Source organism: Bartonella sp. MM73XJBT (genome assembly GCF_028618465.1).
Taxonomy (GTDB): Bacteria; Pseudomonadota; Alphaproteobacteria; order Rhizobiales; family Rhizobiaceae; genus Bartonella.
On record NZ_JAQISY010000031.1, the window covers coordinates 1 to 14,220 of the forward strand.

General features: G+C 46.3%; 18 protein-coding genes and 1 pseudogene. All 19 read left to right on the forward strand.

Annotated features, from left to right (window positions below; translation table 11 throughout):
- Positions 1 to 109: 109 nt before the first annotated feature.
- The gene (locus PVV69_RS07970; RefSeq protein ID WP_273757091.1) at positions 110 to 448 is read left to right on the forward strand and encodes a hypothetical protein; all 339 of its coding nucleotides are present in this window, start codon (positions 110 to 112) and stop codon (positions 446 to 448) included.
- Positions 414 to 653, forward strand: coding sequence for a hypothetical protein (locus PVV69_RS07975; protein ID WP_273757092.1), 240 nt, complete (start codon positions 414 to 416; stop codon positions 651 to 653). Before PVV69_RS07970 ends, PVV69_RS07975 begins: the two co-directional genes overlap by 35 nt.
- Positions 654 to 968, forward strand: a complete 315-nt coding sequence (locus PVV69_RS07980; RefSeq protein WP_273718828.1) for a DUF2730 family protein — start codon at positions 654 to 656, stop codon at positions 966 to 968.
- On the forward strand, positions 965 to 1,321 hold the full coding sequence (locus PVV69_RS07985; protein WP_273757093.1) for a hypothetical protein: 357 nt from the start codon (positions 965 to 967) through the stop codon (positions 1,319 to 1,321). The genes PVV69_RS07980 and PVV69_RS07985 overlap by 4 nt, the downstream gene beginning before the upstream one ends.
- Positions 1,284 to 1,865: a phage protein Gp27 family protein gene (locus PVV69_RS07990; protein WP_273757094.1), complete on the forward strand. Its 582-nt coding sequence runs from the start codon at positions 1,284 to 1,286 to the stop codon at positions 1,863 to 1,865. The genes PVV69_RS07985 and PVV69_RS07990 overlap by 38 nt, the downstream gene beginning before the upstream one ends.
- Positions 1,858 to 3,498, forward strand: a complete 1,641-nt coding sequence (locus PVV69_RS07995) for a hypothetical protein (protein ID WP_273721638.1) — start codon at positions 1,858 to 1,860, stop codon at positions 3,496 to 3,498. The genes PVV69_RS07990 and PVV69_RS07995 overlap by 8 nt, the downstream gene beginning before the upstream one ends.
- 12 nt (positions 3,499 to 3,510) lie before the next feature.
- The gene (locus PVV69_RS08000) at positions 3,511 to 5,112 is read left to right on the forward strand and encodes a DUF935 domain-containing protein (protein ID WP_273721636.1); all 1,602 of its coding nucleotides are present in this window, start codon (positions 3,511 to 3,513) and stop codon (positions 5,110 to 5,112) included.
- The gene (locus PVV69_RS08005) at positions 5,105 to 6,310 is read left to right on the forward strand and encodes a phage minor head protein (protein WP_273721634.1); all 1,206 of its coding nucleotides are present in this window, start codon (positions 5,105 to 5,107) and stop codon (positions 6,308 to 6,310) included. The genes PVV69_RS08000 and PVV69_RS08005 overlap by 8 nt, the downstream gene beginning before the upstream one ends.
- 783 nt (positions 6,311 to 7,093) lie before the next feature.
- On the forward strand, positions 7,094 to 8,152 hold the full coding sequence (locus PVV69_RS08010; RefSeq protein ID WP_273757096.1) for a phage protease: 1,059 nt from the start codon (positions 7,094 to 7,096) through the stop codon (positions 8,150 to 8,152).
- A complete protein-coding gene (locus tag PVV69_RS08015) occupies positions 8,149 to 8,490 on the forward strand; it encodes a hypothetical protein (RefSeq protein ID WP_273755259.1) in 342 nt (113 codons plus the stop codon). The genes PVV69_RS08010 and PVV69_RS08015 overlap by 4 nt, the downstream gene beginning before the upstream one ends.
- Positions 8,491 to 8,502: 12 nt before the next feature.
- Entirely contained in the window at positions 8,503 to 9,468 is a 966-nt protein-coding gene (locus PVV69_RS08020) for a capsid protein (RefSeq protein WP_273757097.1), read from the forward strand.
- A 12-nt stretch (positions 9,469 to 9,480) separates the two neighbouring features.
- Positions 9,481 to 9,906 carry a gp436 family protein gene (locus tag PVV69_RS08025; protein WP_273757098.1) on the forward strand — a complete coding sequence of 142 codons (426 nt, stop codon included), beginning with the start codon at positions 9,481 to 9,483 and terminating at the stop codon, positions 9,904 to 9,906.
- A 1-nt stretch (position 9,907) separates the two neighbouring features.
- Positions 9,908 to 10,402 (forward strand): phage virion morphogenesis protein, encoded by a 495-nt coding sequence (locus tag PVV69_RS08030; protein WP_273757099.1) that lies wholly within the window; start codon positions 9,908 to 9,910, stop codon positions 10,400 to 10,402.
- Positions 10,399 to 10,920, forward strand: coding sequence for a hypothetical protein (locus PVV69_RS08035; protein WP_273757100.1), 522 nt, complete (start codon positions 10,399 to 10,401; stop codon positions 10,918 to 10,920). The genes PVV69_RS08030 and PVV69_RS08035 overlap by 4 nt, the downstream gene beginning before the upstream one ends.
- Positions 10,917 to 11,510 carry a baseplate assembly protein gene (locus tag PVV69_RS08040; RefSeq protein ID WP_273757101.1) on the forward strand — a complete coding sequence of 198 codons (594 nt, stop codon included), beginning with the start codon at positions 10,917 to 10,919 and terminating at the stop codon, positions 11,508 to 11,510. Before PVV69_RS08035 ends, PVV69_RS08040 begins: the two co-directional genes overlap by 4 nt.
- A 12-nt stretch (positions 11,511 to 11,522) precedes the next feature.
- Positions 11,523 to 11,721, forward strand: a pseudogene (locus PVV69_RS08045) (hypothetical protein).
- A gap of 3 nt (positions 11,722 to 11,724) precedes the next feature.
- Positions 11,725 to 12,111 carry a GPW/gp25 family protein gene (locus PVV69_RS08050; RefSeq protein ID WP_273757102.1) on the forward strand — a complete coding sequence of 129 codons (387 nt, stop codon included), beginning with the start codon at positions 11,725 to 11,727 and terminating at the stop codon, positions 12,109 to 12,111.
- Positions 12,098 to 12,964, forward strand: a complete 867-nt coding sequence (locus PVV69_RS08055; RefSeq protein ID WP_273757103.1) for a baseplate J/gp47 family protein — start codon at positions 12,098 to 12,100, stop codon at positions 12,962 to 12,964. The genes PVV69_RS08050 and PVV69_RS08055 overlap by 14 nt, the downstream gene beginning before the upstream one ends.
- Positions 12,964 to 14,070 carry a phage tail protein gene (locus tag PVV69_RS08060; RefSeq protein ID WP_273757104.1) on the forward strand — a complete coding sequence of 369 codons (1,107 nt, stop codon included), beginning with the start codon at positions 12,964 to 12,966 and terminating at the stop codon, positions 14,068 to 14,070. Before PVV69_RS08055 ends, PVV69_RS08060 begins: the two co-directional genes overlap by 1 nt.
- Positions 14,071 to 14,220 lie beyond the last annotated feature (150 nt).

Here is a 14,220-nt window from a genome sequence, read left to right on the forward strand (position 1 = left end):
GTGCATCGCGGTTTTGGTTCCTTGGATTTTTCTAATAGGAAACATTCCCATAAGCGGCATAGCAGTTCCTATGATGGAGTGGAGATAACGGGGTGGAGAGATAAGCGCAATGTTTAGCCCACTTTCAAAACTGTCTTTTGGTTTGCTTTTTTTGGCAAGTGTGATGTTAGCGGCTTTTGGCTTTATGAAAGCGCAAGTTTTAAAGGCGGAAAGAGCGCGTGATTTGTATTGGCAGTTGGAGATTGCCAAGGTTTCAGCACGTGCACAGCTTGAAATGGAGCGACAAAGGCAAGCCGCGTTTGAAGCCGAGCATCAAGCGCAAGGGGTGATTTCGGCTTTGGAACAAAAGCTTATGAAAATGGAGGATGTCAATGCAGTATTGCCAACTACTGACTGTGGTATTGGGCTTGAGCGTGTGCGCTTGCTCAACACGCAAACCGGTGGGTAGCCTTTCTTATGATTTTTTATCGGTTGCATTGCCGCCTGTTGTTCGCATGGCGTGTGCCCGCCCTGTTTTACTGCCAGAGCGTGCTTTGAATGGGCGCGAAGTGGTGCACTATTGGGGGCGTGATCGCACTGCTTTGTTGATTTGTGAACAGCGTAGAAAAGCTGCGGAGCGGGCGATTTTAGGCACAAGAGAGGGGGGTTTTTAAGTGAATTTAGATATCAGTGTGGCCAATGGTTGGTTATCGTTGTTGTTATCGATTGTTGCGATTTGTGGGGTTTTGAGAGCCTATTTTTCTTCAGGTGCGCGGGAAATGCTGAAAGATCTCGTTGTGCTTAAAGAGCGTGTACAAAAGTTAGAAACGGAGATGGACTTTTTGCCTGATCGCGATGCGTTGCAAAGATTGGAAGTGAATATGGAGAAATTGAATGGGCGTCTCAACACGCTTTCTGCGCAATTACAACCGGTGGCAGCCATTGGTGAGCGCTTGCAAGAGTTTTTACTGGAGAATGCCAAGAAATGAAAGCAGATATGGATAAAATCATCCGTGAAGAAGCGCGGCTGATTATTTTAAAAGGGCTAGCTTGTGAGCGCAGCGAAACTTTATCGAGTGCGATGATTGAGCGGTTGTTATACAGTTATGGTATCCGGCGTGATCGCGATTTTGTGCACAATGAACTGGCTTTTATGGAAGATCAAGGTGCTGTCACGTTAAAACAGGCAGGTTCGGTTTTTCTTGCGGCGTTAACAGAACGGGGAGCGCGTCATTTAGACCGGAGCTTTTCCATTGAGGGGATTAAGCGGCCTAAACGTTCATCAATAAAAGACGAGGTAAAAGATGCGCAAGGTCGGGCGTGGACGTTTAACGGCGATTGATTTATTGCCGCAAGCTTGTGATCAAATTATTGCTGCGGCTGCTGAAGCTTTAAATGGGCGTGAGAAGACACAAATGGCTATTTATGGTGAGTTTAAAGCGGCTTTGAAGGCTTTAAAAAAAGAAACGGGTTTAAGCTTTTCTATTCCCTCTTTTTCCAGTTTTAATCGTTATTCTTTGCGTTTAGCGGTGATGTCACGCCGCTTAGAACAAACCCGTGAAATTGCGGCAAGTCTTTCTCAGCGCTTTGATGCCAAAGCTTCTGACAATATTACTCTGTTAACAGCCGCAGCGATTAAAGAGCTTATTTTTTCCACGTTAAGCAGTGGGAAAAGCCTTTCGCCAAAGGCTGCTCAAGAGTTGGCGAATGCGCTTAAAGGGGTTTTGGCTGCTGAACATTTGTCGACCACGAGGCGGCAAAAGTTGGAAAAGGATTTTACAAACAAGGCAAGCAAAGCGGTTGAGGTGGCAGCGGCAGCAGCGGGGCTCTCAGAAGAGACGGCGCGGGCTATTCGCGCGCAGGTGTTGGGGGTAAAAAATGGTTGAAGGGCGTGAGGCTTTTGAACAGACTCCTTTAAAAAGTGAGGCGATTGATGATCGGTTGGGTTTTGAACTTTGGCAGACAAGTACTTTTCTAAACGAGAAAGATCCCTTAGCGGAAGGCATTTTGATGGCGCATCAACGGGCATGGATTGAAGATAAGTCACCCTTAAAGTTGGTTGAAAAGGGGCGGCGGACCGGCATTACTTTTGCGGAAGCTTTGGATGATACGCTGATTGCGGCAGCGACGCGTGAAGCTGGTGGCGATAATGTTTTTTACATTGGCGACACCAAAGAAAAGGGGCGTGAGTTTATTGGTTATGTGAGCAATTTTGCTTCAGCACTTACCAGCAATAGTGGTGATGTGGAGGAATTTTTATTCTCTGATCAAAAAGAGGATGGGTCAACAAAATATATCTCTGCTTACCGCGTGCGCTTTGCTTCAGGTTTTCGGATTGAGGCGCTTTCTAGCCGTCCTGAAAATATTCGCGGACTACAAGGCATTGTGGTGATTGATGAGGCGGCGTTTCATAAAGATGTGCGCTCTGTTTTGGATGCGGTGAATGCCTTGTTGATTTGGGGAGGCAAGATCCGTGTGATCTCAACACACAATGGTGTGCTTAATCCTTTCAATGAACTGATCCGTGAGGCACGCGCGGGCAAGGTTCCTTTTTCTCTGCATTGTTATCCCTTTGGTGTAGCGGTTAAAAATGGCTTGTTTAAACGGGTTTGTGCCATGAAGGGAGAGGGGTGGAGTTTAGCAGCTGAGCAAAAATGGGAGAAACAAATCCGTGCTTCTTATGGGGTGCGTTTGAGTGCTATGCGCCAAGAATTAGATGCCATACCGGCAGATCAAGAAGGGGCGGCTTTAACACGCTTACAGATTGAAAATTGTTGTGCACCAGATATTGCGGTGTTGCGTTTTGCTTGTGTGGATGGTTTTAAAAATCAATCGGATGATCAACGAAGTCAAGCGGCGTTTGCTTGGTGTGAGAAGCATGTAAAACCTCTTCATATTGGGCTTGACCGGCGGCGTCAACATGTTTTTGGTGTTGATTTTGCGCGCAGTGGCGATGCGACATCCATTGTGGTGATGGAAGTGGGGCAAGATTTGGTGCGCCGTGTCCGGTTTATGGTGGAATTGCGCAATATGCCGTTTGATCAACAAAGAGAGATTTTATTTTATGGGGTGAATGGCTTGCCACGTTTGTTGGGGGGCGCTTTGGATGCACGTGGCAATGGGGCTTATTTAGCGGAAAAAGCAGCGCAGCGTTATGGGGCTTGTGTGAGGGAAGTACAATTGTCGCAAAGTTGGTATGGCAAAGAAATGCCGGCTTATTTGGAAGCTTTTGGTGATGGGTCCATTGTTTTGCCGCGCGATAGTGACATTGTTGCGGATCATCAAGCGCTTGCTTATGTCAATGGCATTGTGAAAATTCCAGACAATCATCGTTTTAAAGGCAGTGACGGTTTTATGCGCCATGGTGATAGCGCGATTGCTTGCGCTTTGGCTTATTTTGCCAGTCGGCAGGCGCCTGAAATTTACGAATATACGCCTGTGAGAGAGGTTTATGGTTTTAATGAAAGCCCACTCTTTTCAACGCCTTTTTTTTCAACGACGAGATCAAAGATATATTGATGGGATGATGAGATGGTAAAACTGGTTGATCAATGGGGTAGGGCGCTTCATATCAAAGGGTTGGAGCGGGAGGTGGCAAGCCCAAGCATTGGCGGTATTCGTGATGTATGGTCACAAACCATTGTCAGTGGTTTAACACCTGCGCAACTTGCTGATATTTTGCAACAGGCAGCACGGGGGCAGCCAGAGCAGTTTTTCCAACTTGCTGATGATATGGAAGAGCGTGATTTACATTATCGTGCTGTGCTTGGCATGCGTAAAAATGCTCTCACAGGGGTGGAGCCTGGGGTGATTGCTGCAAGCAACAGTGCACAGGACAAAAAAATTGCCGATGCTGTTCGAGAAATGATTAGTGCACCTACCTTTGTTGATGATTATGTGACGGATTTGTTAGATGCTTTGGGAAAAGGCTATGCGATTGTTGAAACCTTGTGGGACAAGAGTGCCAAGGAATGGTGGCCGGTTGCTTGGAAATGGCGTGATCAGCGGTTTTTTCAATTGGACCGGCGAGATGGCTTTCATTTGCGTTTAAAAGAAGAGGGGTCTCACTATGGTATTGAATTGCCTGCTTATAAATTTTCCATTCACAGACCCAAGTTGAAAAGTGGCTTACCAATCCGTACGGGGCTTGCACGGCTTGCGGCTTGGGCATTTTTGTTTAAGTCTTATACCTTAAAAGATTGGATGGCTTTCTTAGAAGTTTACGGCATGCCGTTGCGTGTGGGAAAATATGGGGCAAGCTCTTCTCATGAGGAACGCAGAGTTCTCATTCAAGCGGTGCGTGATTTATCCAGTGATGCGGCAGCGATTATTCCCAAAGAGATGGAGATTGAATTTATTGAAGCGGCAGGGGGCAGTGGCAATGCGGTTTTTGCCGCAAAGGCGGAATATTTAGATCGACAGATCTCTAAAGGAGTATTGGGGCAAACGATGACGACGGATGATGGCGCGTCCTTTTCGCAAGCACGCATTCATGAAAATGTCCGCCATGATATTGCCAGAGCTGATGCACGGCAATTGGCTTTGACAGCTAATCGTGATTTGATTGTGCCTTTTGTTGAGATTAATTTTGGGCGCCAAGAGCGCACTCCCCTTGTCTATTGGCCGATTTCGGAAAATGAAGATATTAAAGCCATTAGCGATGCTTTAGAAAAACTTGTGCCTCTAGGATTGCGTGTTGGGGCGCAAGAAGTGCGCAATAAGATTGGCTTTTCGCAACCAACAAAAGAAGAGGATGTTTTAAGGGCTGCTTCTCTTAGTCCTGATGATGAGAGAGAACAAGAGGATAATGCGGGGCAACAAAAAGCTCATGTTTGTGCTGATTGTGGGGGTGCTTTTGATGTTTCTGTGACAAGAAAAGAAGGGGTTGGAAAAGAGCAGGGTGGGAAACATCACGACGAATTGGACCGACTTTCTGAAGAGGCTTTAAGTGACTGGGAAGAGGATTTAGAGCCCCTTTTAGAGCCTTTTAAAAAGCTTGTGAGAGAGGCTAAAAGTTATGAGGATATCCTTAAAGGCTTGGATGAATTGTTGGGCGAGATGGACCATCATGCCTTGGCAGCACGCTTGGCAAAGGTGCAAATGATTGCGCGGGGACTGGGGTATCATGGATGAGGAACTTTTTAAAACAGCACCCAAAGAGGTCACCCGTTATTTTGCCGCCAAAAATATTGTTCCAAGCTTTGATTGGCGGGATATAGCACCAGAAGAGCATGCCTTTTCCTTTACGGTAGCAAAATCGGTAGGTTATGACATTTTGGATGATTTTAAGCGAGCCGTTGGAGATGCCATAAAGCATCAAGTTCCTTTTCAAGATTTTCAAAAAAATTTAATGCCGATTTTACAGGAAAAGGGTTGGTGGGGGAAAAAGACCAGCATTGACCCGAAAACGGGTGAAAAGAGTGTGGTGCAATTGGGCAGTCCGCGGCGTTTAGAAACGGTCTATTGGGCGAATACCATGAGTGCCCATGCGGCAGGTGAATGGGAACGTACACAAAATAATAAAGAGTTTTTGCCTTATCTCACCTATGCTTTGTCGAGTTCAGAACATAAGCGTTTGGAACATGAAAGTTGGGTGGGGTTTACGGCACTTGTTGATGATCCCATTTGGGATTGGCTTTATCCGCCCAATGGCTGGCGGTGTAAATGCAGTGTGCGGCAGGTAAGCCGTTATGAGGCGGACAATTTAGGCTATGAAGAGGGGACAGCACCACCCCATGTGGAGGAGCGGGGTTGGCGCAATAAGCGAACGGGAAAAGTTGAGAAGATACCCGTAGGCATTGATCCTGGTTGGCATTTGAATCCTGGAAAACATCGTGCGCAAAATTTAAGCCGATTTTTAAGTGATAAAATTTCCCTAATGGGGGATAATGGCAAGCGTATTGCTATTGAAGATATTGTGGGCTCACCGCTTTTGGAAGCGATGTTTGAAGGACGTATGCCGCGTGGATTTATTCCCATAGCACCAATGATAAAAAAGGTACGTGATGTTTTTACAACAGAAAGTTCTCTTATTCGTTTATCTTCAGACAGTGTGAAACATATTTTGTTAGAGCATCAAGCGCGTGCTCTTCATTTGGAGGATTTTCGAGGCGCCATTCAAACCTTCATAAAACCTTATGGTATTATTAGACGCAAAGATGCACAGAGTGTTGTGTTTTTGGGTCAAAGTGGTGGGGCATGGTGGCGCTTTGCAGTCAAATGGGTGGCAAGCAAACAAGAATGGTGGCTTATCTCGATGCATAAAAAGAGCTTTCGCGAAATTCAACGTTTGTTACATGCGGCTGAAAAGAAGGATGAACGGTTGTTGTAGAGAACACCGTAAAGCTTTTTTGGCTTTGCAAAGAAGGAACTGGTGTGTGAGGAAAAATGAGAAGGCGTGGAGGGCGGTCAACTCCTCGCAGATCCGGCAAAGCCGTCCTGGCATAACTGGCTCACGCCTCGCGGGTAATCTAACAGTTTAAACGTTTAAAAGCAATCTTTTAAAAAAACGGCTTGGTTGGCTTTGCAAAGAAGAAACCGGTGTGTGAGGAAAAAAGAGAAGGCGTGGAGGGCGGTCAACTCCTCGCAGATCCGGCAAAGCCGTCCTGGTATAACTGGCTCACGCCTCGTGGATAAGATAACAGTGTAAATGTTCAAAAGCAATCTTTAAAAAAAACGGCTCTGTTGGCTTTGCAAAGAAGAAACCGGTGTGTGAGGAAAAATGAGAAGGCGTGGAGGGCGGTCAACTCCTCGCAGGTCCGGTAAAACCGTCCTGGCAAAACTGGCTCACACCTTACCTTCAATGATATAATGTTTTTAAACCAAAAAGCAATCTTTTAAAAAAACGGCTTGAGAGAGGGTTTTTTGTGTGGAGTGATAAATTGTACCTCCAAACTTATAATGGCGCTCTATCGCCTTTGAAGTGCCTTTGAAAACGATTTTATGGGATGGTTTGGCACGGGGGTTTTTCTCACAAGGAGAATAATAGAGAAAAAAGTGCTTTTAAAGTGCTTTTTTAAAGAAATGCTCTTTTGACTGACAGTGTCAGACTTATGGTGGGAGTAAGTTTCATGCATTGTATTGCCAATGACGATTGTAAAGCAATAGGCAATGTATGGAACAGGAATTTCACGAAGATCAAAAAGATGGGCATGCTGAAACATTTTATGCCGCGTTCATTGACCTTTGCCCAGACGTTTTATGCCAAGATATTTTATGCCAAGACGCCACCGTTAGCCAAGCGCCGGAATGGGTAGAGTTGTTGCCCAAAGCGCCCCATGTGAAGGCACGTGATGGGCGGGAATGGCATTATGACCCACAAAGGATTTTAAAGGCTTTTGCAGCCAATAAAGGACCGCTTGTGATTGATTATGAGCATGGGCAACATCACCGAGCGAGAAATGGTTTAGAAGCGCCGGCTAGTGGTTGGATTGAAGAACTCGCAGAACGGGATGGTGCGATTTGGGGGCGGGTTAACTGGACCGATATGGCAGCTAAAAAGATTATTGCCCGAGAGTATCGCTATCTTTCCCCTGAGTTTCGTCATTCTAAAAATGGTGAGATTTTAAGTTTGGCAGGGGCAGGGTTGGTGAACCGTCCTGCCCTTGTGATGACGGCTTTAAGCCGTGAAACCCCTTTAACACCCCCTTTGGTACCCCTTGTGGTGTCCCCAACAACCTTGACGGAGAAAATGATGGATTTAACAGCCATTGCCAGTGCTTTGGAGCTGGCAGAAGATGCAAAACCTGCAGAAATTTTAGCAACGCTTAAAGCACGCGAAAAAGAACGGGTGGAATTAAATACCCAATTAACAAAAGCGCGAGAAGATTTAGCACTTTTGCGGGAAGAGCAAAAAAAGGCGACGATTGAGAGTCTTTTAGACAAAGCGATTGAAGAGGGCAAGATTTTGCCTGCTGCACGTGAAGAATATTGTGCCCTTTGTAGCCTTGAAGGGGGCATGGAACATTTTAAAACTTTGGTTGAGAAGTTGCCGGCGCTTGCCTCAACAAGCCCTTTAGAAGTGTGTGCCTTGGTGCGAGAACATCAGCTTGCGCCAGAAGATATTGCGCTTGCGGCACGCCATTATCAACAAGAGCAGAAAGCACAAGGCTTCGACATCACCATTAGCCAAGCAGTTGATTATATTAGCGAGCAAAAGGAGCGCCAATCATGAGTACGACAATTTTGATGAAATCTTTTCGCGCTTTTGCAGAGATCTCACCTTATTGCATTGTTGCAGCGCGCGGTGATGGAATGGTGGCAACGGCTACTGGTAAGGGTGATAAATTATTAGGCACTGCAGGGTCTTGTGAAGCCAAGGCTGGTGAGATGATTGATGTTGGCCAATGTGGTTGGGGCGAAGTGGTTTGTGGAGGCAATGTTTCCTTTGGTGACTTTTTAACCTCTGACCTCAAGGGGCAGGCTATTAAGGCAGAAGCAGCAGATCGCACTATTGGCATTGCCATGAGTGATGGTTCTGCTGGTGATGTTATTTCTTTTAAAATTAATTAAGCGAGGCTTAAAATGAACAGACCTTTTCCCATTGATCCAACACTTACCGCGATTGCTATTGGGTATCGCAATCCAGCAGGTTCTCTTATTGGCGATAAAGTTTTGCCCCGTGTTGGTGTTTTAAGTGAAGTGTTTAAATATAGTGAATTTCCTCTAGCGGAAAATTTTACCGTTCCTGAACTTGAGGTTGGGCGAAAAGGGCGCCCGAATGTGGTGGAATTTTCTGCCTTTGAACGGGAAGCTAGTGTGAGAGATTACGGGCTTGATGACCTTATTCCCAATTCAGATATTGAAGCAGCAGCCCGCGCACGGGCAGAAAAGCGCTCTCGTTATAATCCCGAAAAGACCGCTGTAGAGGGACTTGCCAATTTGCTGGAATTGGGGCGTGAAGTGCGTGTAGCAGCTCTTGTGCAAAGAAGTGAAAATTACGCACCAGAGCGGGTGATGACCCTTAAGGGTGAAAATAAATTCAGTGATTATGAGAAATCTGATCCTTATGCCACTTTAGATGAGGCGAAGGACAAAGCCCTCGTCTATACGCCCAACACCATTGTGATGGGTAAAGTTGTTTGGTCAAAACTCAAACGTCATCCCAAAATCATTAAAGCCGTTAAGGGAGGTGACACTGCTGATGGTTTTGTCACCAAAGCGCAATTTGCTGATCTGATGGAAATACACCCTGATCGTTTACTCATTGGTGAATCGCAAGTGAATTTAGCTCGCAAAGGGCGTTCGGCACAATTGGCGCGCGTTTGGGGCAATAAGATCGCTTTGCTTTATATTGATCCCACCAAGCAACAGGCGGATGGTTCGGTCATCAGTTGGGGCTTTAGTGCCCAATTGGGTGAGCGTATCTCTGGGGTGATCTCTGATCCAGATATTGGTTTATCGGGTGGTAAACGGGTGCGTGTGGGTGAACGGGTGTGCGAATTGGTGGCAGCAAAAGATGCCGGTGTGTTGCTGCAAGATGTTGTTTAAGGAAAAGACTTAATGGCGTATGCAAGCAAAACATTGATTGAAGAGCTCTGGGGTGATGATTTCTTGAAAGACTTATGTGCTTTTGATGATGAGAATTCTGATCCAGTGCTTTTCGATCAAGCTATTGCCCTTGCTCTAAACCAAGCAAGTGGTGAGATTGATGTGCATCTCTCTCATCGCTACTGCGTCCCGATTGCTGGACAGCCGGCAGCTCTTGGCATGATTTGTGTCAATATTGCTGTTTATAATTTAGCCATACGCCATACGGCACTGACCACAACCATTGAAGATCGCTACAAACAGGCGGTTGATTTATTGAAACGCATTGCAGAAGGCAAAGCGGGTCTGGGGGTCGATGAACCTAAAATTATGAGTGAAGATGGACCGCTTCGTGATGGGGCTTTTTTCCATGCCAAACCGCGTTTGATGGGAAGATAACATGTCTGTTTCAACCCATATTGAGATTAAAGAGAGCGGGCTTGAAGCGGCTTTATCCTTTTTACAAAAGGGCGCTGATAGCTCGATGGGAACTTTATCACAAGGGGTTGGGCGCCTCATCCAAGAGAGCACAAGGCGGCGCATTCAAAGCGAAAAAACCTCCCCAAAAGGAGAGAAGTGGAAAAACAATTATGCCCGCACCTCCATTCTTTATGCCAGTGGGGCGCTTTCACGCTCCATTGATATGAAAGCCTCACCAGAACAGGTGATTGTGGGCTCTGGGTTGGTTTATGCGCGGATTCATCAATTGGGTGGGGCTATTTTCCCGAAAAATGGCAAAGCCCTTCGCTTCTTTCTTAAAAGCGGTAATGCACACCGCTTTGTGTGTGTTCCCCAAGTGACCATGCCAGCACGTGCCTATTTGGGGCTTTCAGAGCACAATAAAGTGGAAATTGTCAAAGCCGCAGAGGATTGGCTGGAAAGGGTCTTTTCATGAGACAAACGATCACACAAGCAGGGCGTATTAATCAGTTTCGTGAGGCGGTGATAAAGAGCCTTAAAGGCGCTTTGCCAGATGTGCGTGATTGCGGCTGTCAATTTGGGCGTTTTAATTTAGAAGAGCTTGAAACACAGATGCTTGTGGCGCCTGCTGTGCGTGTTGCAGTGTTAGAAAGTCGTTTAAATCCTATGCCTTCTGGACAGATGAGTGCTGATCTTCATTTAGGGGCATTTATTATCACCACGGGCAAAGAGCGGGATGTTTCCAGTTGGCTTTTGGCAGAAGCGATAGGGGTTTTATGCCATAGCGGACAATTGTGGGGGTTAACGCATTTGAGCGCCCCGCGGGAGGTGCAAATTGAACCTATTATTTCTGCGGCGATTAAGCAGCGTGGTGTATCGATTAGTGTGGTGGAATGGCACCAAGATTTGCATCAGTTGGGACAGGATATTTTTTGTGATGAAGGACAACTCAAAGGTGGTTTGATCTCATGTGATAATGAGGTGTTTTCATGAATGATGCGCATTTGTTGGGCGAGACTTTTCGGCAAATCATGAAGCGCCTTGATGCGCTTGAACGCTGTCTTGCCAACCAGCACATGATGGGGCGGGTGGCGCAAATAGATGGGCATAGGGTGCGGGTGAAGCTTTTCTCTAAAGGTGCCAATGGACAAGCGGTTTTATCGCCTTGGCTACAGGCGCAAGAAGCTGCTGGTGCTGTTTCAAGCAATATGCCTTTAAACATTGGTGATCCAGTGCGCTTGTTAAATCCCCATGGCGAAATTGGCTCTGCGTCTCTGGTTGTACGCGATAGTTATAGTGATGATGCACAAAATCCAGCACGCTCTTTCCAAGAGCTTGCGCTTTGTTATGCAGGGGGCGCTTTGCGTATGACTAAAGATGAACTTATTCTCTCCCATGGGGAAAACCAAATCCGTTTGAGCGCACAAGGGCTGGTGCTTTGTCATCAATCAACCCGTGTTGAATTAACGGACTGCGTGCAGATTCAAGCAGAAGATTTACAGCACAATCAAAAATCGGTTGGTGCAAGCCACAAACATGGTGGGGTCAAAATGGGTCCCTCCACAACCTCTAGCCCTCTTTAAAGGAGTTTTATGATGCGTGAGAAAACTTATGTTATTTTAACCAATGCCGATTTTGTTGCAGGTCAGCGTTCATCGGGGAAGGGTGAGGAAATTCGTTTAAGTGAAGAGGCAGCAAAATACCCTTTACTGCTGTCAGATTGCTGAAAAACCAGCACCTGTTGTTTCTGCCCCCCCAACGGTTTCTACCACAAAGACAACAAAGGGGGCTTAAAGCATGCGGTGCGGGATGAGCGAAAAGGATGGCTCTCTCTTATATGGCTTTGAGCATTGCCAACAATCCATTCATAAATGTTTAATGACACGGGTGGGAACACGGGTTTTGCGTCGCCATTATGGATGTGATGTTAAGGAGTTCCAAGATGCCAATGCTGATCCTGCAACGATTTTACGTCTTTATCAAGCCATTGCTTGCGCACTTGATGATCCAGAATGCGGAGAGCCTGGGTTTTCACTGCAGAGGATTGATTTGACCAAAGCAACGCGTGAGGGAACATTCCACTTTGTTTTAAGGGGCATTTTTTACCCCGATGGGCATTTGGGGGATTGGTCACACAAAGAGCCCATGAGCATCAATTTAGAGGTTGGTGATGACAGAGTTTGAACCTTTACCACTCCCACAACTCCCTCTGCCACAAATTATTGAAGAGCTTTCTGTTGAAGCCATTTTAGAGCAAAAGATCACGCGTTTGACTGAGCTTTTTGCGGCGCATCATATCCCTTATAATGTGGAAAAAACCGCTTATGATCCCGTGGTCATTCAATTGCAAGCGGCGGCTTATGAAGAGTTGCTATTGCGCCAGCGGATCAATGAAGTGGCACGGGATAATTTGCTCACATTTGCGCATGGCACAAGTTTAGATCATTTGGGGGATTTTCATGGGGTTACGCGCCTTTTGGATGAAGATGATGAGCGTTTGCGCCGCCGCATTCGTTTGAATAGACAAGGACATTCCACAGGGGGTACAGTGCCACGTTATCAATATTTTGCTCTCTCTAGTGATATCCATGTCAAAGATGCTTTTGTTTATCGTGAGGGTAAAAGCCCGCTTATTCATGTTGCGCTTTTTAGTGACGCCCGTTCAGGGGTGGCTGATGAGGCTTTAATTGCCAAGGTGCAAGCAGCCCTTGATTGCCCCCATGTTAAAATGACCAATGACCACATCTTTGTGAAAAGCGCAGTACAGCGGATGATCAATGTTTCTGCTGATTTTTGGTTGTTACCGGATGAAGGCGCCTTTGTTTTGGAAAGAGCGGAGCAGAATTTAAGAGCAGAATGGGCGCGTGCGCAAAGGCTTGGGCGTGATCTCTCAATAAGTTGGATATTAAGCCGCCTGATGGTTGAGGGCGTTCACCATGTGAACATAACGCATCCTTGTGAGGATATTTTGGTCGCACCGGATGAAGCGGTCGCACTAGGGGATATTGTTTTGTCAAAACGGGGGCGTGCTTATTGATGCTTTCTTCACTTTTGCCCCCAAATTCGAGCTTGTTTGAACGCTGTTTTGCCGAAGCAATGGCTCTTGACCCTCACGTTAAAACAGCACTCGAAGAAATACCCCGCGCGAAATTTATCACGCGTCCTCCTTCTTGGTTGCCCTTCTTAATTGACGAATATGGCTTACAAGAATTAAGCCCTTATTTCTCTAACCTTTATGATTTAATTGATCAGGGTCTTGCATGGCAAAATATTCGCGGCTCTATAGCTGCAATAGAGATAGGTTTGAGATGGTTAGAGATTTCTGCACGCTTTCAACCCGCCTGGACGGGGCGTGCATGGTGGAACTCCTTTCAACTCTACTTTGACCGGTTGCCTGAACGAAAAAGCCTTGAAGCTATTGAAGCAATCACAGATCTTTCCAAAAGTTTGCGCTCTGATTTTCGCCGTGGTGTTTATGGTTATGATGTGGGGGCCATGGAAGGCAATATGTCACGCCTTGATGAGTGCATGTTGGAGTATGAAAGCGGTGTTCGTTTAACAGCTGGGGGCACTTTGTTTTCCTTTGGGCGCACAACAGAGATAGAGTGCGTTCTCACAAGAGAAGAAGGCAGGCTTATTGGCAATTGGATAGATGATGGGGATGAAGAGTTAAGCTGGAACCAAATCGATTATCCATGGGACATGGCAAACTTTCCGTGGTGTTCGGTCAAAAAACATGAACGCGATATGCTCATGGCAGAATGGTTCCAAAACCGTCCCCTTTATTTGGCTTTAAGAGACGCTGAAAATACTCTGATTGGGTATCGCAGATGCTATGCTGTAGCGCCTGTCGAACAAGCTTTAGAGGGTATTTACAGCCATTGCGGAAACAGATTTAATCCCTCCCCAACAGGCACTCTGTTGTTTCTTGCTGCCCGCACAGATTTTGAAGATGTTGAGGACAAACAAGCCGCCTCTGTTTCCCTTCTCGTTCATGCCACTGTGGCAGAACAGACACCTCCTGGCAAGCTTTGGTGTGAGCCTGATGAACTCAATGGTGGTGTGGAGATACTCAAAACGCCCATTAATATTCCTTTGCGTGCCGATGTTCGCGAACAATTCAAGATTTTATTGAGGTTTTAATATGAAGCATGAAAGTGGTCTACCGTTTGCAATTGACAGATCTCGCGGCAAAGAGGAACAACAAAGCGTTGTCTTTTATGGCACGCGTCCCTTTATTCAAGCGGGTGAACTCAACGAGGTTCAAACCATTATAAGGGGACGCCATGACCG